This window comes from Pyxidicoccus caerfyrddinensis (assembly GCF_010894405.1).
In the GTDB taxonomy this organism is placed as follows: Bacteria; Myxococcota; Myxococcia; order Myxococcales; family Myxococcaceae; genus Myxococcus; species Myxococcus caerfyrddinensis.
Map to the genome: position 1 here is coordinate 26905 of NZ_JAAIYA010000011.1, position 25423 is coordinate 52327.

A 25423-nucleotide genomic window follows, 5' to 3' on the forward strand; every position below is an offset into this window, starting at 1 on the left:
CTTCGGGACCTGGGCCGTGCGGCCCTGGTGCGACGGCCGTGACGCCCGCTCAGGCGCCGACGAGCACGGCAATCATCATCACCAGGAAGAGCAGCCCCACCACGCCCATCACCACGAGCGGGACGAGCTTCTGCTTGTCCTTGAGCGAGGACATGGCGCCAGCGCCGCGCTCCTCGCCGGACTCGTCCGGGACGGGCATCTCCGCGGACGGGGAGGCGGGCTCCTCGGAGGACGCGGACTCGGCGCTCGCTGGCTCCTCGGAGGACCCGGCGTCCGGGGACTCGGCGGCCTCCGCGGGCTGGGGGGCGGGTTCCTCCGCGGGGGGCGCGGGCTCCTCGGCGGGCTCCTCCACGGCCTTCATCTGGCGCGAGGGCCCCGGGCGCTGCGGCGAGGGCGGTGGGGCCTTGATGTCCGTGGAGAGCGGGACGGGCTCCTCGGCCGGCTCGGAGGGGTCCACGTAGAGGAAGCGGGTGGCGCCGACCTCCAGCTCGTCGCTGTCCTTGAGCGCCTTGCGGTTCACCCGCTTCTTGTTGACCTTGATGCCGTTGCGGCTGCCCAGGTCCTCGACGTGGGTGCCGGACCAGTCGCGGCGAATCTTGGCGTGCTTGCGGGAGACGAGGTCATCCTTGAGGACGACGTCCACCTCCTTCTCGTCGCGCCCGAAGACGACCTCCTGCGCGTCGCCAATCTCGATGCGCTGGCCCTCGCGCGGGCCGTTCATGAAGCGCAGGTAGCGCTCCTCGCCGGAGGCGAGCCCGCGCATGGCGTCCTTCACCATGCCGCGGGCGATGAAGGACGTCTTCTCCGAGTTGACGTCCGCGTTCAGCTCCGTCATCCGCTCGAAGCGCACGTCGTACTGGGCAATGGCGATGACGTCGCCGTTGCGCAAAAGCCGCTTCTCGCCCTTGGGCAGCGGCTTGCCGTTGACCTGGGTGCCGTAGGCACTGCCCAGGTCCTCCAGGAAGAAGAGGGTGCCTTCCTGGCAGATGCGCGCGTGGTTGCGCGACACGGCCTGCTGGGCGAGCACCACCTGACAGGACTTGTCCCGACCCAGGGTGATGACCGCGTCGTCGAGGACGACCTCGTTGCTCGGGGCAGCGCCGGCCTCGCTGCGCTGTGTGACGGTGAGACGGACGCTCATCGCGGAGGGGGCACGTACAGAGAGAGGCGGGGCTTCAGAAGGTGGCGTCGCTGATGAACTTCTCGCACGTCTGGTACTCGGTAGGGAATTCCTCCGATGTCCCATACTTCAGGAAGTTCTTGCATGCCACCTGGGCATGCTCCTGCTTGTGTGCATCGGAGAAGAGCTGGAAGAGGCCGAAGTGGCAGGGAGCGAACTTCGCGTCGAGCTTCACGCACTTGCGGTACGTGGACTCCTCCTCGGCGAGCAGGCCCTTCTCGCGGTACTGGCGGGCGAGCATGTAGAGGGCGGGGGCGGAGTTCTCCGCCTGCTGGGTGTCCTTCAGCTCCTTGAAGGCCGCGTCGGTGAGGGCCGTCTTGCGCTGGGCCAGCGAGAGGTTGTTGATGCAGCTGCTGTTCTGCGGGTCCAGCTGGGCGCAGTTGGCGAAGGCCTCGCGCGCCTCGGGGAAGCGGCTGACCTCCATGAGCGCGGTGCCCAGGTCATGCCACTTCTGGGGGGCGTCCGGGGTGAGCTGCACCGACTGGGACAGGTGCTCCACCGCCTCGTCGAACTCATTCTCCGCGTAGGCGATGACACCCAGGGTGTGGTGCGCGTCCGACAGGCCGGGGTTCACCGCGAGCAGCGTGCGCAGCTCCTTCTTCGCATCCTCCATCTTCTTCATCTTCATCAGGGTGATGGCGAGGTTGTAGCGCGTCTCGAGGTTGTCCGGGTTCACCTTGAGGGCCCGGCGGAAGTTGTCGTGCGCCTTCCCGTACGCGCCTTCCTCCAGGTAGATGATGCCGAGGTTCTGGTACGCCTGTAGGTGCTCCTGGTTGAAGCGCAGGGCCTTGATGAAGTGCTTCTTGGCCTCGTCCTTCTTGCCGTTGGCCATGGCGATGATGCCCTTGTTGGCCCACAGGTCGGCGTACTGGGGAGAGAACTCCAGGCCGAGGTCGCAGTAGACGTCCGCGCGGACCAGGTCACCCTTGGTGATTTCCTGCACGCACAGCTCGTTGTTGATGAGGGCGCGCTCGTGGGGCGGCGGGGTGCTGACGCAGGCCACGAGGGGGAGGGTGGAGACCAGGGACAGCGCGGTAACGAGTCGGCTCAGACGCATGGCCGGCCGAGTGTAGGAGAGCGGCCGCTCCCGAATCAACGCCCCGGAGGGGCCGAATCCGGGCTGTTTTCCGGAGGTTGCACCGTTAGACTGGCGGCCCATGCGTACCCTGCTCTGTTCCCTCGGATTCGCCCTGGCCCTCCTCGGGGCCGCCCCCGCGCACGCCCAGTTCGCCAACCGCAGCCTGGGCCTCTCGCTGGGGTACATGGACTTCAACAAGACCAAAGGCCTGGACGACGCGCTCTTCCTGGGCATCGACGCCAGCCTCTACATCGAGAACGGCTTCGAGGTGGTGTCCCTGTCGAAGATTGCCTTCCCCAAGGACACCACGGACCCGAACGAGAAGCGGGTGGTGGGGCTCGCCCCGTCGCTGGGCCTGCGCTACCTGTTCTCCGAGGAGTCCATCCGCCCGTACCTCGGCACGGACGTGAGCTACCTCATCATCTTCAAGGAGAGCGTCAGCAACTTCGTGGGAATCGGTCCCAACGTGGGCATCGACTTCTTCGTGTCGGACTCGGTGAGCCTGGGCCTGCGCGGCCAGTACAACTTCTACATCGCGCTCAACGAGAAGACGCAGACGTCGCTGACGCTGTCGGCCGGCGCGGCGGCCTACTTCTAGACGCGCCATCATTGGACGGCAGCAGGGCGGCGGCCACCAGCAGGGTCCACTTCTCGTCGGAGAGGTGGGCCGGCTTCTCCATGGCCAGCGCGTCCTGCAGCCGGGCGCCCAGCGCGGAGAACAGCCGAAGCCGCGCCTCCAGCCGCAATTCCTCGCGGCGCAGGGCGGCGGACAGCACCAATTCCCGCTCCTCGGTGGACAGCCGCTTCACCCGCGACACGAAGAGCGGGTCCGCCAGCAGGCCCTCCTCGCCGCTGGCGCCCAGGGCGGACGGCACCTTGAGGCGGCGCTCCCGTACGACAATCGTGCCGGCCAGCAGGTCTCCCAGGCGCTGGTGGGAGCCCGAGACGAGCGCCGTCACCCCACCCACCAGGTAGAAGAGGGGGAGCCGGTCCACCGGCCGCGTCAGGTTGCGCAGCGCCGCGTGGTAGAAGCCGATGCGCACGCCGCTCTCCTGGATGACGCGCAGGGAGAGCACCCGCTTTCCCACCGTGCGGCCGCTCCACACCGTCTCCAGGAAGATGGAGTAGCCCCACTCCACGAGGAAGAAGACGACGGCCAGCAGCGCGCTGCCGAAGCCGGGGAAGGCCATCATCACCACGCTGAGCGCCAGCATGATGGTGAGGGTGAGCGCGGCGACGATGAGCCCGTCCACCAGCCACGCCAGGAAGCGCGAGTACAGGCCCGCGAGCGTGAAGCGGAACTCCACGTACTCGGGGGTGAGCACCGTGTGGGTGCCGTCCAGCAGCGTGTCGGAGGCGGTCGTCACGCCGCCAGTCTAGCCCCTCGGGAGGCGGGCGGGCGCCCGTGGATTCCACCGACGGTGGCGGAAATGGGCCAGGGGTGTGACGGAGCGTGGGCGGCGTCGGCCGCCGGGCAGGCGGGGATTCGGGGGCTCGTGGGGTTATTCGTGGTTGTCCTGAGGCTGGGTTAATCTCCGGCGCTCTTTCACCGTGGCCGCCTCCGACTCCTCATCCTGGAACCGCCGACTCTGGCCGGCGGCTGCCTTCCAGTTCGCGCTCATCGCCGGGGTGACGCAGCTGAAGACGACGGCGAACGCGCTCGTGCTGTCGCGCTTCGAGTCGCAGGCGCTGCCGTACCTGTACCTGCTGGGCGCGCTGATGACGGCGACGCTGACGGTGCTGCCGCGTGGCCGGCCGGGCTCGCCGCTGGAGTCGCCCGGCGTGCTGACGGGGCTGGGCGGCGTGGTGGCGCTGGGGCTGGCGGGCGCGTTGTCGGCGGGGCAGCGGATGCCCGCGCTGGCGCTGTACCTCTTCGCGGACACCTTCTCCACGTTCGTGTCCTTCCGCTTCTGGGGGCGGATGGCGTCGGCCTTCGACGCGCGCGAGGCGCGGCGGGCCTTCACCTTCCTCAACGGCTTCGCCATGGGCGGCGGCATCGCCGGCGGACTGCTGGTGCAGGGCTTCGCCGTCCGGCTGGGCACGCCCGCCATGGTGGTGAGCGGCGCGCTGAGCCTGCTGGCCGCGGGCGCGATTTTTCATCATCTCTACAAGGGCGCTCCCGCGCCGCCGCCGAGCAGCCGGCCCGCCGCCGTGTCGTGGATGGGGTGGAGCTACCTGGCGGAGAGCCCCTACGCGCAGGTGCTGGCGGCGCTGGGAATCGCCTTCGCGGTGCTGTCGTCCTTCGTGGACTACTTCTTCCGGCTGCGGCTGGAAGGCACGATGAGCGAGGACGCCCTCGCGGAGCTCTTCGGCTCGCTGCAGCTGTGGATTGGCCTGTTCTGCGTGGCCTTCCAGCTGCTCGTGGCGCAGCGGCTGCTGAAGCGGCTGGGCCTGCTGCGCTACGTGGCGCTGGTGCCGCTGGTGCTGGCGCCCCTGGCGGGCGCGGCGCTCGTCACGCCGGTGATGTGGCCGGTGCACCTGCTGCGGCTGGTGGAGACGGCGGTGAGCTACTCCATCCTCCCGGTGGGCATCCAGCTCCTGTACGCGGCGGTGCCGGACGACCAGCGCGAGGGGCTGCGCGCGATGGTGGAGGGCCTGCTGCGCAAGGGCGGCGTGGTGCTGGCGGGCCTGCTGCTCATCGGCGCGGGCCGCGGCGCCACGGGCGACACCATGGCGGTGGCGGTGGTGGGCATGTGCGCCGCGCTGGCCGTGCTGCTGGTGCGCCTCAAGCCCGCGTACGTGGCGGCGCTGGGCGAGCAGGTGGGCGCGCCGGAAGAGGAGGAGGTGGAGCTGGAGGGGGAGGAGGAGCAGCGGCTGCTGGCCGAGGCGCTGGCGGCGCCCTCTCCGGAGCGGGTGCTGCGCGCGGTGGACATGATGGAGCAGGCGGAGGTGCCGCTGCGGCCGCACCTGCCCGCGCTCCTGCGCCACCCGAACGAGCGCGTGCTGGAGCGCGGCGTGTCCCTGGCGCTGGAGCTGGAGGCGCACGAGCTGGCGCCCGTGCTGGAGCGACTGGTGGAGGAAGGGCCCCGGCGTCCCCGGGACCAGGCCGTGTGGGCGCTGGCGCGGCTGTCGCCGGAGCGCGCGGAGCGGCTGTTGCCCGCGCTGCTCAACCACCCGGACATCGGGCTGCGCTGCGCGGCCATTGGCGCGCTGCTCAAGTCGACGGGGAACTCGGTGGCGCTGTCCTCGCTCCAGGAGCTGCTGGCCCGGGGTGACGCCGCGCAGGAGCCCGAGCGGCGCGAGGTGGCGCGGCTCTTGGGCCGGCTCCAGGACACGCGCTTCGCCGGGGCGCTGGCGCGCTACCTGGAGGACACGGACCCCACGGTACGGCGCGTGGCGCTGGCCGCGGTGGGCGAGGGCGGCTACGTGGAGCTGGCCCCGCGCCTGTTGCCCTTCCTCACCTGGCGCGAGGAGCGCAAGACGGCGCGCGAGGCGCTGGTGGCGCTCGGCGACGCGGTGACGCCGCTGGTGGAGGAGCAGCTCAACAACAAGGGCGCGCCGCTGGCCATGCGGCTGCAGTTGCCCCGTGTGCTGCGCGGCATCGGCACGCCCGCGGCGCTGGACGCGCTGCTGTTCTCCAACGTGAAGGACGACGCGTCGCTGCACTTCCGCATCGGCGCGCAGCTGACGCGCCTGCGCGACGAGCACCCCGAGCACCCGGTGGACGCGGAGCGCGTGCGCGAGGCCCTGGGCCGGCGGCGGGACGTGTACCGCGCGCTGGTGGGCGCCTTCCGCGACGTGCGCGCGGCGCTGGGGGATGGCTCGCTGCTCACCCGCGCGGTGGGAGACCGGCTGGACCAGGCGCTGGAGCTGTCCTTCTTCCTGCTGGGGCTGTTGCACCCGTCGCAGGTGATGCGCGGCATCCACTACAACCTGGTGGGGCAGGACGCGCGGCGCCGGGCGCTGGCGCTGGAGCTGTTGGAGAACCTGGTCGCCGAAGAGGACCGGGAGCTGGTGACAGAGCAGGTGGAGGCCCACCACCGCGAGCTGCCCCCCGGGGCGCCGGGCCGCCTGTGGCGGCGGCTGGCCGCGCTGGTGCAGAGCGAGGACGTGGTGCTGCGCGCGTGCGCCCGCCACGTAGCGCGGGTGAACGGGCTGAACGTGCTCCCGCAGGAGGGTGACTTGAGCGACCGCACTGTCCAACGGATGTTCGCGCTGGAGGGCGTGAGCGTCTTCTCCCAGAGTGACGTGGATGACCTGGCGGCCATCGCCGCCGTGGCCCGCGAGGCTTCCTACAAGGCCGGTGAGCGCATCTACGCGCAGGGCGACCCGGGTGATGCGCTCTACGTCATCGTCGAGGGCGGCGTGGATGCCTTCCACGACGGCGAGCATGTGCTGCGCTTCCAGGGCAAGCAGGCCTTCGGCGAAATCAGCCTCCTGGACGGCGCGCCCCGCCCCACGGACATGGTGGCCGCGGTGGACACGCGCGTGCTCATCATCGACCGGCGCGACTTCCTCGACCTGATCGCGGACCGTCCGGAGCTGCTCACCGGCTTCTTCCGCGCGGTGGGCCTGCAGCTCCAGAAGCTCATGGGCCTGCCCGACTCGCGCGAGGCGGGCCAGCGCCTGGAGCTGACCGGCCCTCAGCCCCTGGAGGTGCCGCCGCTGCCCACCGGCCCGGCCCCCGAGCCCTCCAGCGCCAACGAGGTCATCATGTCCTCCGGCGAGGAAGACGAGCGCGCCCGCGACGAGAAGTGACGGGCGTCCCCGTCCCTGTCAGGCGCCCGTCTCACCCGCTGGAATCCGCGGCTTGGGCGGGGGAGGGACGGCCGCGGCGCGCGCGGCGGCCTCTTCCGCGAGCAGGTGCGCGGAGGCGACGGGGATGAGCGGCCGGCAGAAGAACTTCAGCGGCGGGATGGAGCCGACGAAGCGCACCACCGCCAGCCCCGCGAAGGCCCAGGGGTGGCGCTCCACCGTCGACACCGGGGCGAGCACTTCCTGCGTCCTGCGCGTCCAGAACGCGCCGTAGCGCTGGAGCATGCCCCAGCGCATGCCGGGCACCTGCGTGGTGAGCCAGGTCCAGATGCGCAGGAACCAGGGCGCCCGGGGCTCCGCGGGGGGCACCCAGGCGTGCTCGCTCTTGGCGGCGGTGAACACCACCAGCCACCACACGCCCCACAGCGTGCTGAGCACGGTGAAGACGGTGGAGCTGAGGCACAGGAAGGGCACCGTGAGCAGCGCCAGGGCCGGCACGCCCACCGCGAACAGCAGCGCCGCCCGCCAGCGCCGCCGCACCTTCTTGCGCAGCCACTGCACGTCGAGCCGCACGCGCGGCTCAATCTCCTCGTCCTCCGGCTTCACGCCGGTGAGGAGGCTGGCGTCGCGGGCGATGACGTCGTGGTAGTCCCGCGACAGCGCGATGACCACCCACTGGGCCAGGTGCAGCGCCGCGAACAGCGCTCCCCAGAAGGCCAGGCCCCAGAGGGAGAAGCCTTTCACCGTCCAGAAGGACTCCTCGCCGCCAATCTTCACCCGGATGCGGCCCGGCGAGCCCTTGTCGCCCTTCGGGGAGGGGCTTCCCTGGGCGGCCACGGCCGTGCCGCCGTCCCCGGCTTCGCGCCCGGCCTGGCTCGCGGCGGCTGCTTCTTCGTCGTCCTCGTCGTCGTCCTCGTCACCGGCGGAGGAGGCTTCGTCCGCCTCGGTCTCCGCGGTGCGTGCCGCCTCGAGCGCCAGCCCGATGATGGCCTCGGCGAGGGACGTGCCCCCATCGAGCCCCTGTGCCGCCGCTTCGAGCTTCCGGGCCCGCCGCTCGAGTCGCTCCTGCGCCTCGGCCCGCCGCTCCTCGCGTGAGCGGGCCCGCTGGCTTCCCGCGTCGCCCTGGCCCGGGGTGAGCGCCTTCGCGTCCTCCCGTCGGGAAGGTGGCGCGTCTGCGTCTTCCGGGGGGGAGGGGACCTCCTCCGCGTCGTCCTGTCGGGACGTCTCCTCCGCGACATTTCGCCGGGCGTCCTCCTCCGCGTCCTGCCGGTGGGAAGCTCCGTCCCGCTGGCGCGCCGCCGGGAGGCCTTCGAGGATGCGCCTCGCGACCTTGGCGTCGGCCTCCTGCAGGTGCCGGTCCGCTATTTCCGCGGCCACCTTCCGGACCGCTTCCGCCTGGGCCTCGGACTCTTCCTGGGTCTCCTGCCGGCTCGCGCGCTTCGCGGCCTCCTTGCCGGAGCCCATGCAGGTCAGCGCCAGCGCCAGCGCCGCCACCGTCTGGAGCAGCCCCACGCGCAGGTACGTCCGCCGCGACGCCGGGTCCTTGAGCAGCGCCCGGGCCAGGTGGAACGGCAGGCTCATCCCGTAGAAGAACTGCCGCAGCGGCCCCTGGGGACGCGGGCGCCCCTGGAGGTGGAAGTGCTCCACACCCCCTCGCACCTCTTCCCAGAGCTTCCGACTCAGCGCCTCACCCTGGCCGTTGATTTCCGGGTCCTTGGAGTTATTCCCCAGGTCTTCCGGTGAAGACGGGCCCTGTTGACCCTTGTGATCCGACACGCGTTACACCGTAGCATGCGCCGAGTTGTGCTAAAGGCGCCGGTTGTGAGACCGACCCCTCCTGCCTTCCGTCCGAGTTTCCTCCGCCAGCCGCGGCTCTCCGGTGTGCTGGTCCTCGCGCTTGGCGTCCTCGCCGGCTGCGAGAAGAGCAATCCCACGCCTCCGCCCGCGCCGGCGGAGCCGCCCGCGGCGGCCCAGGCCCCCGCGGCCCCCGCGGTTCCTCATGAAGTCACGCTGCTGGTTACGGGCGGCGCCTTCGGCCAATTGCAGCCCGTCGACGGCAAGGGCGGCGCGGCGGAGATGCTCGGCCGCTGGGTGGCCGAGGAGAAGCACTGTCCCGGCCCCGTGAAGGAGGGCCAGGCTCCCTGCGCCGACTCCGGCACGCTGGCGCTCGCCACCGGTGACCACTGGAACGGCCCGGCCATCTCGTCCTTCTTCCTGGGCACGCCCACCGCCGAGGTCATGGGCCGCATGGGCTTCGCGGCCTCCGCCATGGGCAACCACGAGCTGGCCTTCGGCAAGGAGGCCTTCCTCAAGAACCGCGCCGCCGGCGGCTTCCCGTTCCTCGCCGCCAACCTCAAGGTGAAGGACCCCGCGCTCGCGGGTGACCTGTCCCTGCCCGCGTTCCAGGTGTTCGAGCGCCGCGGCCTGAAGATTGGCGTGGTGGGCCTGGCCTCGGAGAAGACGGTGCGCACGGCCATGGCCGGCCGCGCGGAGGGCCTCGAAGTCACGGGCTACGAGGACGCGCTCAACAGCGCCGTCCCCGAGGCCCGCAAGGCCGGCGCGGACGTGGTGGTGGTGGTGGCCGACACCTGCGTCACCGAGCTGCAGCCCGTCGTCGCCAAGCACGCCGACTGGAAGCTGGCGCTGGTGGCCGGTGGCCGCTGCCCGCAGCCGGTGGACACCAAGGAGGGCGGTACCACCTTCGTGTCGCTGGACCGCGGCTTCAACAAGTACCTGCGCGCGCACCTGAAGTTCGACCCGTCGAAGCCGGCGGGCGAGAAGGTGACGGACGTGGACACCAAGCTCGTCGACGTGGCGGGCGGCACCCCGGACACCGAGACGGCGCAGCTCATCGCCAAGTGGAAGGCGCAGCTCGACGAGGTGCTGGGCCAGCAGATTGGCTTCACCAAGGCGGGCATCCCCCAGAACTCGCCGCAGATGGCGAAGTGGGTGGCGGGCGCGGTGCGCGAGGTGCTCGCCACGGACGGCGCCATCCTCAACAAGGGCGGCATCCGCGGTGACCTGCCGGCCGGCGCGATTACGCGCGGCAGCATCTACTCGGTGATGCCCTTCGAGAACACCCTGCTGGTGGTGAAGCTCAAGGGCGAGGACCTGGCCAGGCAGCTCGCCAACCCCAACGCGCTCATCGCCGGCTTCACCCCCGCCGGGAAGGGCAAGTTCAAGGACGCCAAGGGCAAGGCGTTGGACCCGAAGAAGGAGTACTCGGTGGCCACCATCGAGTACCTCTACTTCGGCGGTGACGGCTTCGAGTTCGAGAAACTCGCCCCCGAGCCCACCGAGACGGGCATGGCCTGGCAGACGCCGGTGGTGGACTGGACGAAGGGCAAGGAGTCCAGCGAGAAGAAGCCGCTGGAGAAGCTGGTCAAGTAGGCCGCCCGCTTCCTTCGCTTCACCCCGAGGCGCCGGAGGGACTCCCGTGAGTCCCCCGGCGCTTCGCCGTTTCAGAGCCCCGAGGGGCCCGGGGCCGTCGGGACGCCGGGCGCCGCCGTCGGGACGGCCGGAGCGGTGGCCGGGACGCCGGACGCGGCGCCGCACACGGCCTCGTAGCGGGCGAGGGTGTCGTGCACCGTGCGCCGCAGCCGCTCCGGGGTGCTCTCGTGGAGCGTGTCCGCCGCGAGCTGCTGCGCGGACAGCGCCTCCGGGCAGCGGCCGAGCTGGAAGAGAATCGTCGACCAGGTGTCGAGCACCGCCGGGTTGCCGGGCGCCAGGGCCACGGCGCGCCGGGCCGCGGTCAGCCCCTTCTCCGGCTGCGATGTGCGCGCGTAGAAGCCGGCCAGTCCGTTCTGCGCGCTCACGCTGTCGGGCAGCAATTCCACGGCGCGCAGCCGCGCGGACTCCTGCTCCTCGGAGGTGTTGCCCGCCGCGTCCAGCGCCTGGGCCAGCGCGTCCCAGGCCTGCCCGCTGTCCGGGTGCCGCTCCACCAACTGCTGCGCCAGCCCCAGCCGGCGGGACGGGTCCACCGTGGAGCGGATGCGAAGCAGGGTGGCGGCGACGTTGCCCGGGTCCTCCTTCAGGGCCTGCGCCATCTCCTGCTCCGCGTGATGGAGGCGCTCCTCCGGGGGCGCGGCCCCGGGCGTCATGAGGAAGAGCTGGGCGCGGATGGCGTGCACCTCCGCGGGCTCCAGCGTGCGCATCTGGAGCGGGCTCTTCACCGGCGGCAGCGGGGCGGTGATGGTGGGGTAGGTGACGTGGCGGCCGCCGTGGACATAGGCGTGCAGCTCCCCGGCGAGGTCCTCCGCGCCACGGAAGGACTCCTCCCAGGCCTGGCGGGGCTCCTCGCCGCTCATGAGCCGCGTCTGGAACTCGTCGAAGCGCGCGGGGTGCCGGCTGATGAAGAAGTGCACCCACAGCCAGGAGGACGCGTAGTAGTTGCGCGACTCGGCGGTGCCGAGCAGCCCCTTGCCGTCCCACTCCCACAGCTCGTCCAGCGTGCGCCAGCCGCTGCGCAGGACGTGCGCGAGGAAGCCCGAGTGCAGGCCGCCGAGGATGACCTCGTGTTTGTCCGGCCGCAGGATGATGGACTCCAGGTAGGCGGCGAGCCCCTCGGACAGCCAGCGCGGCTGGCGCACCAGGGCGAACTCGGAGAGGTAGTGCGTCAGCTCGTGCGCCTGGGTGCCCACGTCGGCGGGGGCCTCGCTGAGGGCGTAGGCGTTGCCGGCCAGCACCAGCACCGGGCCGTCCGCGGTGGTGGCGGAGAAGCCCTCGATGCGGACGTTGGTGAAGTCCTCCAGCGCGGAGTGGTTGGCGAGGACGATGACCTCCACCGTGCCCGGCGGGTCGAAGGTGCCGGCCCACGCCTGGAGCAGGCCCTGCCGGAGCAGCTCCAGCTCCCGCGTGGCCTCCTCCGCCGTCTCCCCGTCCAGGTTGGTGCGGACGCTGAAGTGGGGGCTGCGTACCTCGACCCAGGGGCGCCCGCCCTCGGCGGGGCACACTGCGCGCAGGGTGGTGCACCCCGAGAGCAGGGTCAGCACCAGGCCCAGGACGGAGACCGACATCCGACACGTCATGGCCTCAGTTTTCCCACAACCCGCGCCGCGAGGGCAGGGAGGGCCCCCGGCGCCTGGGTTAGAGTGTCCAACCATGGAGATGGCGGAGTTCATCGAATCGCGCCGGCCGCGCTGGGAGAAGCTCGAGGCGCTGCTGGACAGGTCCGAGTCCCACGGCCTTCGCGGGCTGAGCCTCGAGGAGGCCCGTTCCCTGGGCAAGCTGTACCGGGCCGTCTCCAGTGACTTGCTGTGGGTGCGCGCGCGCAGCGGCTCGGCGGACGTGAGCGCCTATCTCAACGACCTGGTGGGCCGGGCGTATGCGCTGACGTACCCGGGGCGCCGCCCGCGCTTCGCCGACGTGTGGGGCTTCGTGGCCCGGGGCTTCCCCGCGCTGATGCGCCGCGAGTGGCGCATGTACGTGGCCTCCGTGCTGCTGCTGCTGGCGGGCACGGGCTTCGGCTACCTGGGAATGCTGGTGGACCCGGATGCCGCGCACTACCTGGTGCCCGCCGAGCACCTGAACATGGACCCGGTGAAGCGCGCCGCGGACGAGGCGGCGGGGGATGGGATGACGGCGGGGCAGCAGGCCCAGTTCACCACCTTCCTCTTCACGCACAACATCCAGGTGGCCTTCCTGGCCTTCGCGCTGGGAATCACGATGGGGCTGGGCACGGCGGTGATGCTCTTCACCAACGGCCTGTTCCTGGGCGCGCTGGCGCAGGTGTACACGGCGAAGGGCATGGCGGGCTGGTTCTGGGCGTGGATTCTTCCGCATGGCATCCCGGAGATAACGGCCATCTGCATCGCGGGCGCGGCGGGCCTGGTGATTGCGCGCGGGATGGTGGCGCCACGCGGCCTGCGCAGGGGACAGGCCCTGCGTCAGGAGGCGGTGACGGCGGTGAAGCTGCTGTTCGGCACGCTCGCGCTGTTCGTGCTCGCGGGTTTCATCGAGGGGACGATTTCGCAAATCCACCCGCCGAAGCTGTCGGTGGCGTTCAAGGTGTCCTTCGCGCTCACCGTGGGCGCGGGCGTGTATGCGTACCTCTTGTCGGACTGGCTGCGCGGCGGGAAGGCGAGCGCCGAGGATGGCGCCCGCGAGCCCGCCGCGACGCCGTGATACACCGCCCCCGTGCCTGAACGCCTCGCCCTGCCTCCGCTGCCGCCCGAGCCGGAGGTCCTCATCGAGTGCCCGCGCTTCTCCTTCGTGAAGCGGCGCGCGGACGGGACGGTGGACTTCGTGGCGCCGCTGCCGTGCCCGTACAACTACGGCAGCATCCCCGGCCTGATGTCCGACGACGGGGACCCGCTCGACGCGGTGGTGATGGGGGCGCGGCTGCCGAGAGGTCAGCGGGTGCGCGTGCCCGTGGTGGCGGTGCTCGGCTTCATCGACGAGGGGAAGGGAGACCCGAAGGTGGTGTGCAGCGCCCGCCCCCTCAGCGCCTTCGAGCGCGTCGGCCTGGAGTACTTCTTCCGCATCTACGCCTTCTTCAAGCGCGGGCTGCACCGGGTTCGCGGCAACGTGCCGGACACGCGCTTCACGGGGTGGCTTCCGCTGACGTCAGTGGCTTCGACATCCTGAGCACGCGGTACGTGAGCAGTCCCTGCTCCAGCGGTCCCACCCACTTCTCCTCGCGGAAGCCCACGCGCGTCCAGAAGCGCAGGGCCTCGGGGTTGGGCTCGGCCACACCGAGCCGCAGCAGCCGGACTCCCTGGCTTCGCAGCCAGTCCTCGTACGCACGGATGACGGCCTCGCCGCGCCCGTGCCTGCGTGCCTCCGGCGCGAGCAGCATCAGTCCCAGGTACCACTCGCCCGGTGAGGGGAAGTCGCTCACCGACTCGAGGATGCCCACCAGCGTGCCGCCCGCGTCCTTCAGCGCCACCAGGTGTCCGCGCTCCGGGCCCAGTCCTGGCGGACGCTCCCCCGGCATCTGCTTCGCTTCATCGGGCCGCGCGGGCCTTCCGTAGCAGCGCTGGAAGAAGTCCTCGCAGCGCTCCAGCAGCGGCTGGAACAGGTCCACGTCGGCGTCGGCCACGTGCTCGGCGGTGAGGTCGGCGGTCTGGAAGAGCGGGGCCATGGCGCTGTCGCTACAGCACTCCGCGCGCCTTGATGTCCAGGTAGCGGTTGACGGCCGCGAGGCTCAACTCATCCGGCTGCACGTCCATCATCTGCACGCCGCCCTGACTCACCCGGGCCTTCAGCACCTCGCGGTCCGTGAGCAGCTCGGAGGCCACGGCCTGCTGGAACGCTTCCTCCGGTCCCGGCGGCGGTGTGCGCAGCAGCTTCTGCAGCGCGGTGTCCTTCACCGACAGGCAGAGGGGCACGTGCCGCCGCGCCAGCCGGTGCAGCGGAGCCACCATGGTGGAGGCCTGCTCCTCGTCGAGGAAGTCCGTGAAGACGCACAGCAGGCTGCGGCGCGTGAGGCGGACGTTCAATTCCTTGAAGAGGGCCAGGTAGTCCACGTACGTGAGGCTCGGAGTCGTGGAGTAGAGCGCGTCCACCATCTTCCGGTACTGCCCGCGTCCGGCCGCGGGCGGCAGGTACGCCTTCACTCCATCCGCGAAGACGGCCAGCCCCACCCTGTCCCCGTTGCGCACCGCGACGAAGGCCAGGAAGAGGGCCGCGTTGACGGCGTGGTCCAGCTTGGTGAGGCCGTCCACGTGCGCCGCCATCGAGCGGCCCGCGTCCACGCAGATGAGGATGGACTGCGAGCGCTCCGACTCCAGCACGCGCGTCACCGGTCGGCCGCGCCGCGCGGTGGCCTTCCAGTCCACGTCGCGCACGCTGTCGCCCTGCGCATAGTCGCGCAGTCGTGCGAACTCGCTGCCACGCCCGTCCCGCCGGAGCTTGCGCAGGCCCAGATTCACCAGGTCCAGCGCAGCGCCGGACAGCAGCAGCCGGCTGGCCCCGCGCAGGTCCGGGTACACGGAGATGGACGTCGCGGAGGGATACGCTCGCTCGTGGAAGACGAGCCCCAGCGGGCCGCGCACCCGCACGTGCACGTCACCGAACTCGAAGCGGCCGCGCTTCGCGGGCGTCACCCGGTACACCCAGCGCGCCTCGCTGTCCGGCGGCAGGGAGAGCGGCGCCTCCTCGGGCGTGGCGGTGAAGGACTCCGGCACGTCGTCCTTCACGTGCGCGTCCACCGTGCCCGAGCCCCGGTGCACCAGCCGCAGCTCCACCTTGTTGGGCACGCCGACGTTGAGCCGCTGCGGCAGCACGCGGCGCACCTCCAGCCGCACCCTTCGCGCGGCGAGCAGGTCCACCCCGGCCAGCACCAGTGCCAGCGCGTCCAGCACCAGCACGGCGCCGCCGAGGCCGGGGAAGAACCCCGCGGCCATCATCGGCAGCGCCAGCAGCGCCAGCAGCACCCAGAGGCGCGGGGTGGGAATCAACGCGGGACCTCCACCCCCTGCACCACCTCGCGCAGCACGTCCGACGGCGTGGCCCCGTCCAGCTCCGCGTCCGGCGACAGCAGCAGGCGGTGCTTCAGCACCGGGCCGGCGAGGAAGCGCACGTCGTCCGGCGTGACGAAGCCGCGCCCCCGCAGCGCCGCCAGCGCCTTGGCCGCCAGCAGCAGGTGCACGCCCGCGCGCGGGCCCGCCCCCAGGCGGATGCGGCTCGACGAGCGCGTGGCCGCCACCAGCTTGCGGATGTATGCGAGCACCGGCGGCTCCACCGTCACCTCGTTGAGCGCCGCGCGCGCCGCCAGCAGGCCGTCCTTTGCCACCGCCGCGTTGACACCCGCGCGCGCCAGGTCACCCGAGTCGAAGCCACGGTGCACCGAGGCGAGAATCGCGTCCTCCTCCTCCGGCGCCGGGTAGCCCACTTCAATCTTCAGCAGGAAGCGGTCCAGCTGTGCCTCGGGCAGCGGGTACGTGCCCTCGGACTCCACCGGGTTCTGCGTGGCGAACACCGTGAAGAGGGGCGAGAGCACCAGGTTGCGGCCCTCCAGCGACACGCCGCGCTCCTGCATGGCCTCCAGCAGCGCGGACTGCGTCTTGGCGGGGGCGCGGTTGATTTCGTCCGCCAGCAGCAGGTCCGTGAAGATGGGGCCCTTCACCAGCACGAAGGACTGGGTCTTCAAGTCGAAGACGCTGGTGCCCAGGATGTCCGCGGGCATCAGGTCCGGGGTGAACTGGATGCGCTTGAAGTCCGCGCCGATGCTGCGCGACAGCGCCTTGGCCATCAGCGTCTTCGCCACGCCGGGCACGCCCTCCAGCAGCACGTGGCCGCCGGCGATGAGGCCGCACAGCATCAGCTCGAGGGCCTCGTCCTGGCCGACCACGGCCTTGCGCACCTCGTGCAGCACGCCCTCGCGGATGCCGTGGGCGGCCTGCACGGCGTTGCCGTTGGAGGCGAAGGAGGGGGCGGTATCGGTGACGTTCATGTCGTTCCGGGAGTGCTGCGCCGGCCCGCGCCGGCGGAGTGGAGTCGTTGACGCAGCCCGGCCGCATTGGCCGCGAGCTGCTGGAGGTCGGAGTCGCTGCCCACCGTGTCCGCCTCGGCGGCCACGGCCTGGAGTCCCCGGGCCAAATCGTCACGGCCGCGCTCGCGCAGCCCCTCGGCCACCGAGGCGGCGGGCGAGTGCGCGGGCAGGCCCGCATGCAGGGCGAATTCCTGGGTGAGCCCCTTCGCGATGAGGCCGGCGGCGAAGGCGTGGTGCCGGCCCTCGCGGTACAGGCGGCCCATGGCGAAGAGCGCGTCGGTAGCGCCCACACGGACGGACTCGGGCGGCGGGTGCGGACGGCCGAAGCGGCGCAGCGACACGGACCACAGCGCCACGCCGAGCAGCAACTGCACCACCGCGAAGTGCAGGCCGTAGCGCCGCGCGAAGTCCACCACCGAGCGCTCGTTGGTGAAGCCATGGTGGAACTCGTCGAACTCGTAGGGGCCGGGGCCCAGGCCCGCCAGCGCGCTCAGCCAGAACTGCGCGTTGTCCGCGCGCGCCAGGGCCCGGTTCATCGCCAGCTCCGGCGCGCCCACCACCAGCACCCGGCCCTGACCGTGCGGCACCACCGCCGCCACCACCTGGCCCAGCCGGTCGTCTTCCAGCACCGGCACCGCGCCGGGAGGCAGCGTCAGGTAGGCCTGCACCTTGGCCTCCACGCGCTCCACGCCCAGCGTGTACGGCGTGGGCAGTGGCGGCACCAGCGTGCGCATGGGCAGCGTGGTGTCCGCCTTGGTGAGCTTCACCGACAGCGCGTCCAGCAGCGGGTTCTCGCGCGAGCCCCAGGGCACGTACACCAGCGTGCCGCCCGCCTTCACGTGCTCCAGCAGCTTCTCGTGTTCGGTGTCGTCGAGCGCGGCGGCGCGGAAGGCGTTGAAGCCGGTGCGGGGGACGTCCTCGTCCGCCAGGCCCGCGTCGGGCTCGGCGGCGAGCTGTGTCTGGTCCGGGTCCTGCTCGTACGCGCCCTCCACCTCCACCGCCAGCAGCACGGGCGTGAATTGCCCGGTGACGATGCGCAGGTCCGACATGCGGCGGACCACGGGCAGGCCGCTCTCCTGGGCGAGCAGGAAGAGGGCGCGCGCGCCGTCCTCCTGGGCGCGGTAGGTGGACAGCGTGTCGGCGAACTCGCCGCGCTGGGCGCTCTTCACGAGGAAGGCGCCGAGCACGACGGTGAGCACGAGGCCGCCCACCACCATCAGCGGGAAGCGGTCACGCACCGGCGGCCTCCGTCGGCGCGGGCGTGGCCAGCAGCGGCTGGGTGAGGGTGCGGAACTCGCGGTAGCCCTCCGCGCCCACCGGCACGTTGCCGTACCAGGCGAAGTCGAAGCGGCGCGTGAGCTCGCGGAAGGGCGGCTTCAACTCCGAGCGGCCCCGGAACTGGCGCAGGTAGTCCCAGTTGCTCAGCGTCACGTCGTAGAGGATGGCCCCGTCGCGGTGCAGCCGGGACAGCAGCGCCAGGTAGAGGCTGCGCACCGCCTCGCGGTACTCGCCCCGGGCGGCCAATTCGTCGGCCAGGTGCGCCCAGCCTTCGGGCGGACGGGACAGCGCATGCGCCGGGTCACCCGCCAGCGCCGCGGCGTCCACCGTGGACACCTCCAGCCCGGCCCCGTCCGCGTGCTTCTTCCCCTTGTTCAGGAACATGATGAGCAGCCCGCCCAGCACCGCTACCGCCAGCGTCACCAGCACGATGGCGAGCACGTTGGCCACGGCGGTGCCGCTGACCAGCTGCGGGGCCTCCCTCGGCGGCGGGGGCGCGGGCTCCCGCTCGAAGAGCTTCTTGAGGAACTCGCCCAGCCAGTCGATGAACCGCCGCCACCAGCCCGGAGACTCCGGGGGCACGGCTTCCTCCGCGGCGTCCTTCTCCGCCTTCGGCGGCGCCACCGCGAATTCCGGCCGCGCGAGGATGTCCTTCGCCCGCGCCGACGCCACCCGCGCATCCGCGCGCGTCTGGGCTTCGAGCGTCCCCGTGGCCTGCGAGAGTCCCTGCTCCAGCGAGGCCATGGCGGTGTCGCAGTCCTCCTCGTCCCAGGCCTGGCGCTCCACGGTGCGCACCAGCCGCTCCAGCTTGCCCGTCTCGGATGGCCCCAGCGCGCCCAGTGACTCGAAGCGCGCGTCCTCCGACGGGCCGCGGGTCTCGCAGGCCTCCGCCATCGCGCCCAGCCGTGTCACGGCGTCACGCGGGGAGGTGATGGGGCGCTCGGGGGCCTTCTCCGCCCACGCCGGACTTCCCGTCAGCATGAGCCCCGCGCCGAGCACCGCCGCCAGCACCGCCGCGCTGCGGGAGCCCAGGCTCCGGCCCGTGTTCCTCGCGGGGAGCTGCTGCACGGCGGCGAGCAAATCCAGCCCCTCCTGCCGCACGCGCCCGTCCACCAGCAGCAGCGTGGCCGCGGCGGCGCGCACCGGCTCGAAGAGGGCGAACGTCGTGGCCGCGAGGAACAGCAGCCACGGCGGTGTGTCCAGCGAGGCGAAGCGCTCGGCGAACGTCAGGTCGATGCCCACCAGCTTGCGGCCCAGGAACAGCGCGAAGTTGGCGGCGATGTGCAGGTTGAAGAAGGCCAGGAGCTGCACGCCCATGAGGACGCGCACCATCATGGCGGTGCCGCGCGCCGGGCCCAACAGCCGCGAGCACAGGCCATACAGCTTCAGCGGGCTGCCTTTGCCCTGCATCATCGTCGCGTAGCCCACGCTCTGCGCGGCCAGCACGAAGAAGCCGATGCCCAGCGTCAGCGTCATCACCACCGTGTTGAAGACGAAGAGGTACGCCACCGCGATGAAGAGGCCGGGCGCGCGGCCCAGCGCGGCCCGCATCGACGCCCACGCGGCGGGCTCGGCCTTCGCGCCCAGCAGCACCTCCTGCGTGTAGTGGCAGGCCGCGCCCTGGCACAGCCCGCGGAGGAACCACGCCAGGGTGAGCGCCAGCGAGGGCAGGGCGAGCGGCCGGCCCATGCGCACCGCCTCGGCCAGGTACAGCACCGCGGCGACGACGGCCGCACCGCCGGGCAGGGTGAGGGCCCAGACGCCCGTGTTGCGCGCGCACAGGCGCAGCGCCGCGTCCATCAAGGCCACCGCGCCCCGGGGGCGCAGCTCGAGTGCGGAGACGGCCATGCGCTAGCTCGCCGCCGCCTGGGCCACCAGGAGGATGGCACCCCAGACGAGCGCCATCCCCACCAGTCCCAGCACCACGTTTCCCACCGTCCACTCGCGCCGCTCGCCCGGACCTTCCAGCGCCTTGAGGCGCTTCTCCAGGCAGCTCGCGCAGCGGTTGATGCCCTCGAACTGGGTGGTGCACTCCCGGCAGATGACGCGCCGGCACTCCACGCAGACGCCGAGGCCGGCGCGCTCCGGGTGGTAGTGACAGCGGCCCGAGCCCTGAATCATGCCGCCACCTTACGCAAACCCGGGCCCGCCACACCACCCCCTGAGAGGACGACTAGAGCTCGTCGAGGAACTCGTCGTTGTACGTGTAGCGCGACAGCCGCTTGACGAGCGCCTCCATCGCCTCCACCGGCTTCACCGAGTGGAGCATCTGCCGCAGCTTCTTCACCTTCTCGTACTCGCGCAGGGTGAAGAGCTTCTCCTCCTTGCGGGTGCCGGACTGGGCGATGTTGACGGCCGGGAAGACGCGCTTCTCCGCGAGCAGGCGGTCCAGGGTGACTTCCGAGTTACCGGTGCCCTTGAACTCCTCGAAGATGACCTCGTCCATGCGGCTGCCGGTGTCGATGAGCGCCGTGCCGATGATGGTCAGCGAGCCGGCCTCCTCCGTCGCGCGCGCGGCGCCGAAGATGCGCTTGGGGCGCTCCAGCGCGCGGCTGTCCACGCCGCCGGACATGGTGCGGCCGGAGTTGTCGATCTCCTTGTTGAAGGCACGCGCCAGACGGGTAATCGAGTCGAGCAGGATGACCACGTCCTTGCCGGTCTCCACCAGCCGGCGGGCGCGCTCCAGGGCCAGCTCCGCCACCTTGAGGTGGTCCACCGTGGGCCGGTCCGAGCTGGAGGCCAGCACCTCGGCCTTGATGCCCCGGCGCATGTCCGTCACTTCCTCGGGACGCTCGTCGATGAGCACCACCATGACGTGACACTCGGGGTGGTTGGCGAGCACCGCCTGGGCGATGCGCTGGAGCATGATGGTCTTGCCCGTCTTCGGCGGGGCGACGATGAGCGCGCGCTGACCCTTGCCGATGGGGGCAATCAGGTCCAGCACCCGCGTCACCAGCTCCTTGTGGCCGTTCTCCAGCTTGAGCCGCTCGGTGGGGTCCACCGACGTCAGGTCCGCGAAGTGCGGCAGCCGCGGGACGCCTTCCAGCGGCAGGCCGTCCACGGTGTCCACCTTCTGGATGACGCCCTTGTTGCCGCGCATCTGCGCGAAGGCCGTGAGGTACTGGCCATTGCGCAGCTTCAGCTTCTGCACCAGGTTCTTCGGCAGCTCCGGGTCATCCGGCGCCGCCAGCAGGTTGCGCTTGAGCTGCCGCAGGAAGGCGTTGGGGCCCTTGGCCTCCGTGTCCAGCACGCCCTCCACCGGCGCCAGGTTGGGCTGCTGCGCGACCTCACGCTGGTGCCCGCCGCCGTGCTGCTGCCGCTGCGGGTGGTGCTGCTGATGCTGCTGGGGCTGCGGGGCGCCCTGGCCCTGCGGCGGTTGCTGCTGCTGCGCCTGGCGCTGGCGGTACTGCTCCAGCTCCTGCGGCGTCAGGAAGACCTGGACCTGCTGCCCGTCCGCGCCGGGCTGCATCCGGTAGGCCTGACCGTCCGGGGTGAAGAGGACCTGTGCGCCACGACGGCGGCGGCGACGGCGGCGGCGGCGGCCGCCTGCCTGGCCGGGCTGCCCGGGGGCGCCTCCCTGGGATGGGCCACCCGCGCCCGCGGCATCGCCATCGTCGGGACCCTCGTCGTCACCGTCGTCGCCGCCGTCGTCATCCGCGTCGGGAGGAGGCGCCGGGCGGGCGGCCACGGGCATCGGGGAGGCATCTCGGGGGTCGCTGTTATCGGGGTTTTCGCTCATGGGGTTTCCAGACGGCGCGCGTCCCATGCAGGCCATCCCGGAGGAGGCGGAGACGCAGGGTGACTCAGGCTGTGGGACAGGGAGCCGGACGCGGGGCCTTGAGACGAGCAGGCCGAACCGCCGGTCCCTGAAGCACCCTGGCGGCCCGAGGCCGTCCGGGGTGCATGGGTAACACTAACAGAGGCCGGGGGCGGCGCCGCCGCTTTTTTCGCCCCCGCTTCACTCCGGTGTTCTGCGGCCGACCTCACTCCACCGTGAGGGTGAAGGGCATCATCGCCTTCATCCCCGGCTGGAGCAGCTCCAGATTCAGCCCCGCGGAGCGCGCCAGCATCCGGAGCGGCTCGGGAATGGCGGGAGGCGGCTCGGGCAGGAGGGCGAGCGCCGCCCGCACGCCCGGCTCCCCGCCCAGCCCGGAGAAGAAGCCCCGCGCCTCGCCCATGACGACGACGTCCACGTCCTCGTCCGCGGGCACGCCGGCCCGCTTCCGCGCGGCGTCCACCGCCTCGGGCAGGCCGCCCAGCCGGTCCACCAGCCCGCGCGCCAGCGCATCCTGCCCGCTCCACACGCGGCCCCGCGCGAGCTCGTCCACCTTCGCCTTGTCCAGCTTCCGCCGCGCGGCCACCTCGGTGATGAAGATGTCGTACGAGGCATCCACCCACGCCTGCGCCGCCGTCTGCTCCTCCGGCGTCCACGGCTCCCACGTGTCGAACATGTCCGCGAGCGGGGCGCGGGTGATGTTCTCCTGGCTGACGCCGAGCATCCCGCCCAGCAGCCCCTGGAGGGCGGGCTTGACGTAGTAGACGCCGATGCTGCCGGTAATCGTGGGGGCGAGGGCGAGCACCTCGGTGGCGCCCATGGCCGTGTAGTAGCCGCCGGACGCGGCGAAGTCGCCCATGGAGGCGATGACGGGCTTGTGCTTCGCCGCCTCCAGCACCGCCTGGTACATCAGGTGCGAGGCCAGCACGTCCCCGCCGCCCGAGTCCACGCGCACCACGATGCCCACCACGGACGCGTCCGCCTGCGCGCGCTCCAGCGCCCGCACCACCGTCTCCGCGCCGGCAATCTGGCTGAAGCCCAGCGGGTCCTCGCGGCTGCGGCCCCCGGAGATGGTGCCCAGCACCGGCACCACGGCGATGCGGCGCCGGCGGCCCCAGCGCCCCTCGCGCTCGTCCCTGGGCGCGTAGGTGGTGCTGAAGCGGCCACCCGGCACCAGCTCCTTCACCTTCGCGTCCAGCTCGGTGGGGAGGATGACGCCGTCGAGGAAGCCCAGCTCGTGGGCCCTCTTCGCCGTGGCGAGCCCCGCGGCCCACAGCTCCCGCAGCCGCTCGGGCGGCTGCTTGCGAGACTCCGCCACGCCCTTCTCGTACCAGGCCGACTGCGTGTCCAGGTACGCGTTCACCTGCTCGCGCCACTCCGCGCTGGGCTCGGTGTTGGCGAGCTGCTCCGTGGCCGACTTGTACTTGCCCACGCGCGCCACGTCCCAGTGCACGCCCAGCTTCTGGAACGTCCCGCCAATGGTGTTGAGGTGCACCACCAGCCCGTTGATGGGCAGCATCGCCTCAGGCACCGCGTAGACGCGGTCCGCCGCCGAGGCCACGAAGTAGCCCTCGTCGTCCGCCGACAGCAGCACCGCCATCACCCGCTTGCCCGAAGCGCGCAGCCGCAGCACCGCCTGGCGCAGCTCCTCCGCCTTGCCCCAGTTGACGCCGGGCAGCCCCTCCATCTTCAGCACCACGCCGCTCAGCCGCTCGTCCTTCGCCGCCAGGTCCAGCCACCGCGCCAGTTCCAGGTACGGGTCCGTGCCGCTCGCCCCCAGCAGCGCGAGCAGCGGGTTGTTGCCGCCGGCCAGCATGTCGTTGACGTCCACCATCGCCACCACGCCGCCGGGCGGACGCAGCGAGCGGTAGCTCTCGCTGGACAGCCGCAGCGCCAGCACGTGGTCCGTCCCGTCCTCCGTGCCGCCCACCGCGTACGTGAGGCCGAGGCCGGACGTGTCCACCGTGGCCGCCACCTGGAGCGCCAGCGGCGCGCCGCTGACGAAGCCGTGGGACACGCCCGCGCCCAGGCGCAGGCCCGGAATCACCTCCGCGTTGAGCGTGTACGTGGCCTGCCCCTGGCGGAAGGCCCCTTCGGAGAAGAGCCAGTCCACGCCCAGCGTGTAGCGCTCGTCCAGCGGCCGCACGCCCAGGCCCAGGTTGTACTGGCGCTTCAGCTCGAAGCGGCCCTCCTCGGGGGCGTTGAGGTCGCGCACCACCGCCGCCAGCGACAGCGCGCGCGCCGGCCGCGCGGTGAGGCCCAGGTCGAAGCTGGACAACGCATCGAGGTCGCCGTCGTCCGAGCTGAAGGTGTGCCACGAGCCGCCCAGCTGCAGCGTGCGCGAGCCCACCGACAGGCCCAGCGACGTCTTGCGGTAGTCCGGCTCCGCGCGGCCGCGCACCCACTCCATGGAGAGGCCCGCGCCCAGCCCCAGGAAGCGCGAGGCCAGGAAGACGCCGTCGCCCACGCCGTCCCGCACGAGGTTGCGCTCGTGCAGGTAGAACAGCTGGCTGCCCCCGACGTAGCCGAGGCCGGCGGGGTTGAGGGAGAGGGCGGTGGCCTCGTCCACCAGCGCCGCGCCGGTGGGCGGCAGCGTCACACCCCGGGAGGGGAGGGGGGCGCTGTCGATGGCGCCCGTCTGGGCGGCCGCGAGGGAGGGGAGCAGCAGGAGGGCAAGCAGGCGCATACGCCCCGGGACTCTAGGCGCCGAGCGCCCCGGGACAAGCGCCGCGCGTCACCAATCCTCGGTTCCGGACACCCCGTCCAGCGGGTCGTCGCCTTTCTTCTTCTTCTCCGAGGCCTTCGTCTTGCCGCCGCGGTCCTCGGCGCTCCAGTCCTCGGTGCCGCCGCGGTTGTCCAGCGGGTCCGAGCTGCGCGACACCTTCTCCTCGCCGCTCGTGTTCACCAGCTGGTTCACCATGCGCTCCAGCTCGTTCTTCAGCTGGCCGAACTCGTCGCCCTGCAGCACCACGCGCCGGCCGCCAACCCGCTTGCCGCTCTTGATGTCGTAGTAGCTCAGCGACAGCTCCGAGCCGTCCTCCAGCGCCTTCAGCGTGCCCACCATGGCGCGATCCAGCCCCAGCGACTGGCCCATGGCCGTCACCCCGGAGGCCTTCGACGCGCCGCGAATCACCTCGCCGGCCACGCGGTCCAGCTGCACGTCATAGGCCTTGTACGCGGGCGTGGGCACCAGGACCGCGCTCACCTCCACGTCGTCCGGCGTCACCTCCAGGAGCTGCCCGTGCTGGCGGAAGCCGGGGCGCTCCAGCCGCAAGAGGTGCTTGCCGATAGGCAGCGTGGACAGCGTCGTCGGCGTGTAGCCCACCATCTCCCCGTCCAGGTACACCCGCGCGCCCGCGGGCCGCGACTTCACCGTGGCGCCGCCGCGCAGCTGTGAGGTGCGGCTGGTGGCCACCTGCACGCGCAGGGCGAGGTAGTCCCGGCCGAAGCGCTTGGGGTTCAGCTCGAAGGTGGGGTTGAGGGCAATCAAATCCATCAGCGCCAGCTTCGCCTCCTCCACGTCGCCGCGCAGGTGCAGCAGCGCGCCGTAGAGGGCCAGCGACTCACACAGGGGCGAGCAGCCGCGCATGGCCCCGGCCGCGGACTCCAGCTCCTTGAGGGTGCCGCGGACCTTCTTCTCCGCCTCCTCGTACTCCTTCTTGTCGAAGGCGGCGACGCTCTCCGACAGGCCCTTGCGCGCCCTGTCCAGGGACGCCTTGGCCGCCGTGTCCTCCGGCATCCCGAACAGCTCCTCGGGCTTGCGCACGGTGAAGCTCGCGAAGTTGCCGAGGGCGTCATTCATGTAGCCCTCCATCCGCACGCTCGCGGACTCGGAGGCCGGGTCCATGGGCACGACGAGGCTGGTGACGGTCCGCGCCGGAGGCGGGGCTGCCAGGGCCAGCGCGGGGAGGAGGGCGAGGACAAGGGCTTTCATGGGGTACCTCGAAACGGGCGACGCGAGCCGCCCGCCATTCATTCAATCCC

At 71.7% G+C, this 25423-nt stretch carries 19 protein-coding genes; 5 read left to right on the forward strand and 14 right to left on the reverse strand.

The window, feature by feature from the left end; all coding sequences use genetic code 11:
* Positions 1 to 49: 49 nt before the first annotated feature.
* Both G4D86_RS26040 and G4D86_RS26045 read right to left on the reverse strand, forming a co-directional pair.
* Positions 50 to 1141, reverse strand: a complete 1092-nt coding sequence (locus tag G4D86_RS26040; RefSeq protein ID WP_163996739.1) for an FHA domain-containing protein — start codon at positions 1139 to 1141, stop codon at positions 50 to 52.
* A gap of 34 nt (positions 1142 to 1175) precedes the next feature.
* Positions 1176 to 2237, reverse strand: a complete 1062-nt coding sequence (locus G4D86_RS26045) for a tetratricopeptide repeat protein (protein ID WP_205519738.1) — start codon at positions 2235 to 2237, stop codon at positions 1176 to 1178.
* Between the two features lie 100 nt (positions 2238 to 2337).
* Between G4D86_RS26045 and G4D86_RS26050 the strand changes: the two genes are divergently transcribed.
* A complete protein-coding gene (locus G4D86_RS26050; RefSeq protein ID WP_163996740.1) occupies positions 2338 to 2856 on the forward strand; it encodes a hypothetical protein in 519 nt (172 codons plus the stop codon).
* Here G4D86_RS26050 and G4D86_RS26055 read toward each other — a convergent pair.
* The gene (locus G4D86_RS26055; protein ID WP_163996741.1) at positions 2798 to 3625 is read right to left on the reverse strand and encodes an RDD family protein; all 828 of its coding nucleotides are present in this window, start codon (positions 3623 to 3625) and stop codon (positions 2798 to 2800) included. The two genes, G4D86_RS26050 and G4D86_RS26055, sit on opposite strands and share 59 nt — an antisense overlap.
* 184 nt (positions 3626 to 3809) lie before the next feature.
* Between G4D86_RS26055 and G4D86_RS26060 the strand changes: the two genes are divergently transcribed.
* On the forward strand, positions 3810 to 6956 hold the full coding sequence (locus G4D86_RS26060) for a cyclic nucleotide-binding domain-containing protein (RefSeq protein WP_163996742.1): 3147 nt from the start codon (positions 3810 to 3812) through the stop codon (positions 6954 to 6956).
* An 18-nt stretch (positions 6957 to 6974) separates the two neighbouring features.
* On the opposite strand, the gene G4D86_RS26065 is transcribed toward G4D86_RS26060, so the two are convergent.
* Positions 6975 to 8729, reverse strand: a complete 1755-nt coding sequence (locus tag G4D86_RS26065) for a hypothetical protein (RefSeq protein ID WP_163996743.1) — start codon at positions 8727 to 8729, stop codon at positions 6975 to 6977.
* 15 nt (positions 8730 to 8744) lie between these two features.
* Here G4D86_RS26065 and G4D86_RS26070 point away from each other — a divergent pair, with 15 nt between their 5' ends.
* Positions 8745 to 10343 (forward strand): bifunctional metallophosphatase/5'-nucleotidase, encoded by a 1599-nt coding sequence (locus G4D86_RS26070; RefSeq protein ID WP_163996744.1) that lies wholly within the window; start codon positions 8745 to 8747, stop codon positions 10341 to 10343.
* A 71-nt stretch (positions 10344 to 10414) separates the two neighbouring features.
* Here G4D86_RS26070 and G4D86_RS26075 read toward each other — a convergent pair whose 3' ends face one another.
* Positions 10415 to 11968: a tetratricopeptide repeat protein gene (locus G4D86_RS26075; RefSeq protein WP_240360479.1), complete on the reverse strand. Its 1554-nt coding sequence runs from the start codon at positions 11966 to 11968 to the stop codon at positions 10415 to 10417.
* An 85-nt stretch (positions 11969 to 12053) separates the two neighbouring features.
* Here G4D86_RS26075 and G4D86_RS26080 point away from each other — a divergent pair, with 85 nt between their 5' ends.
* Entirely contained in the window at positions 12054 to 13076 is a 1023-nt protein-coding gene (locus tag G4D86_RS26080; protein WP_163996745.1) for a stage II sporulation protein M, read from the forward strand.
* A gap of 12 nt (positions 13077 to 13088) precedes the next feature.
* Positions 13089 to 13538, forward strand: coding sequence for an inorganic diphosphatase (locus G4D86_RS26085; RefSeq protein ID WP_163996746.1), 450 nt, complete (start codon positions 13089 to 13091; stop codon positions 13536 to 13538).
* On the opposite strand, the gene G4D86_RS26090 is transcribed toward G4D86_RS26085, so the two are convergent.
* From G4D86_RS26090 to G4D86_RS26130, 9 genes are all read right to left on the reverse strand, one after another.
* Entirely contained in the window at positions 13495 to 14034 is a 540-nt protein-coding gene (locus G4D86_RS26090) for a GNAT family N-acetyltransferase (RefSeq protein ID WP_163996747.1), read from the reverse strand. The genes G4D86_RS26085 and G4D86_RS26090 overlap by 44 nt on opposite strands.
* 10 nt (positions 14035 to 14044) lie before the next feature.
* Positions 14045 to 15352 carry a DUF58 domain-containing protein gene (locus tag G4D86_RS26095; protein WP_163996748.1) on the reverse strand — a complete coding sequence of 436 codons (1308 nt, stop codon included), beginning with the start codon at positions 15350 to 15352 and terminating at the stop codon, positions 14045 to 14047.
* Positions 15349 to 16347, reverse strand: coding sequence for an AAA family ATPase (locus G4D86_RS26100; RefSeq protein ID WP_163996749.1), 999 nt, complete (start codon positions 16345 to 16347; stop codon positions 15349 to 15351). The genes G4D86_RS26095 and G4D86_RS26100 overlap by 4 nt, the downstream gene beginning before the upstream one ends.
* Positions 16344 to 17624, reverse strand: coding sequence for a DUF4350 domain-containing protein (locus G4D86_RS26105; protein WP_163996750.1), 1281 nt, complete (start codon positions 17622 to 17624; stop codon positions 16344 to 16346). Before G4D86_RS26105 ends, G4D86_RS26100 begins: the two co-directional genes overlap by 4 nt.
* Positions 17617 to 19512, reverse strand: coding sequence for a DUF4129 domain-containing protein (locus G4D86_RS26110; protein ID WP_163996751.1), 1896 nt, complete (start codon positions 19510 to 19512; stop codon positions 17617 to 17619). Before G4D86_RS26110 ends, G4D86_RS26105 begins: the two co-directional genes overlap by 8 nt.
* Positions 19513 to 19515: 3 nt before the next feature.
* Positions 19516 to 19785 (reverse strand): hypothetical protein, encoded by a 270-nt coding sequence (locus tag G4D86_RS26115; RefSeq protein ID WP_163996752.1) that lies wholly within the window; start codon positions 19783 to 19785, stop codon positions 19516 to 19518.
* 52 nt (positions 19786 to 19837) lie between these two features.
* Entirely contained in the window at positions 19838 to 21403 is a 1566-nt protein-coding gene (rho, locus tag G4D86_RS26120) for a transcription termination factor Rho (RefSeq protein WP_163996753.1), read from the reverse strand.
* A 244-nt stretch (positions 21404 to 21647) separates the two neighbouring features.
* Positions 21648 to 24125: a signal peptide peptidase SppA gene (gene sppA, locus G4D86_RS26125; protein WP_163996754.1), complete on the reverse strand. Its 2478-nt coding sequence runs from the start codon at positions 24123 to 24125 to the stop codon at positions 21648 to 21650.
* A 48-nt stretch (positions 24126 to 24173) separates the two neighbouring features.
* Positions 24174 to 25373: a PEGA domain-containing protein gene (locus tag G4D86_RS26130; RefSeq protein WP_205519739.1), complete on the reverse strand. Its 1200-nt coding sequence runs from the start codon at positions 25371 to 25373 to the stop codon at positions 24174 to 24176.
* Positions 25374 to 25423: the final 50 nt, after the last annotated feature.

Excerpts from the sequence above, each read along its gene's own strand:
- sppA (WP_163996754.1), bottom strand. The coding sequence starts at position 24,125 with ATGCGCCTGCTTGCCCTCCTGCTGCTCCCCTCCCTCGCGGCCGCCCAG.
- G4D86_RS26100 (WP_163996749.1), bottom strand. The coding sequence starts at position 16,347 with ATGAACGTCACCGATACCGCCCCCTCCTTCGCCTCCAACGGCAACGCC.
- G4D86_RS26090 (WP_163996747.1), bottom strand. The coding sequence starts at position 14,034 with ATGGCCCCGCTCTTCCAGACCGCCGACCTCACCGCCGAGCACGTGGCC.
- G4D86_RS26045 (WP_205519738.1), bottom strand. The coding sequence starts at position 2,237 with ATGCGTCTGAGCCGACTCGTTACCGCGCTGTCCCTGGTCTCCACCCTC.
- G4D86_RS26115 (WP_163996752.1), bottom strand. The coding sequence starts at position 19,785 with ATGATTCAGGGCTCGGGCCGCTGTCACTACCACCCGGAGCGCGCCGGC.
- G4D86_RS26130 (WP_205519739.1), bottom strand. The coding sequence starts at position 25,373 with ATGAAAGCCCTTGTCCTCGCCCTCCTCCCCGCGCTGGCCCTGGCAGCC.
- G4D86_RS26110 (WP_163996751.1), bottom strand. The coding sequence starts at position 19,512 with ATGGCCGTCTCCGCACTCGAGCTGCGCCCCCGGGGCGCGGTGGCCTTG.
- G4D86_RS26080 (WP_163996745.1), top strand. The coding sequence starts at position 12,054 with ATGGAGATGGCGGAGTTCATCGAATCGCGCCGGCCGCGCTGGGAGAAG.
- G4D86_RS26075 (WP_240360479.1), bottom strand. The coding sequence starts at position 11,968 with ATGTCGGTCTCCGTCCTGGGCCTGGTGCTGACCCTGCTCTCGGGGTGC.
- rho (WP_163996753.1), bottom strand. The coding sequence starts at position 21,403 with ATGAGCGAAAACCCCGATAACAGCGACCCCCGAGATGCCTCCCCGATG.
- G4D86_RS26070 (WP_163996744.1), top strand. The coding sequence starts at position 8,745 with ATGCGCCGAGTTGTGCTAAAGGCGCCGGTTGTGAGACCGACCCCTCCT.
- G4D86_RS26040 (WP_163996739.1), bottom strand. The coding sequence starts at position 1,141 with ATGAGCGTCCGTCTCACCGTCACACAGCGCAGCGAGGCCGGCGCTGCC.
- G4D86_RS26050 (WP_163996740.1), top strand. The coding sequence starts at position 2,338 with ATGCGTACCCTGCTCTGTTCCCTCGGATTCGCCCTGGCCCTCCTCGGG.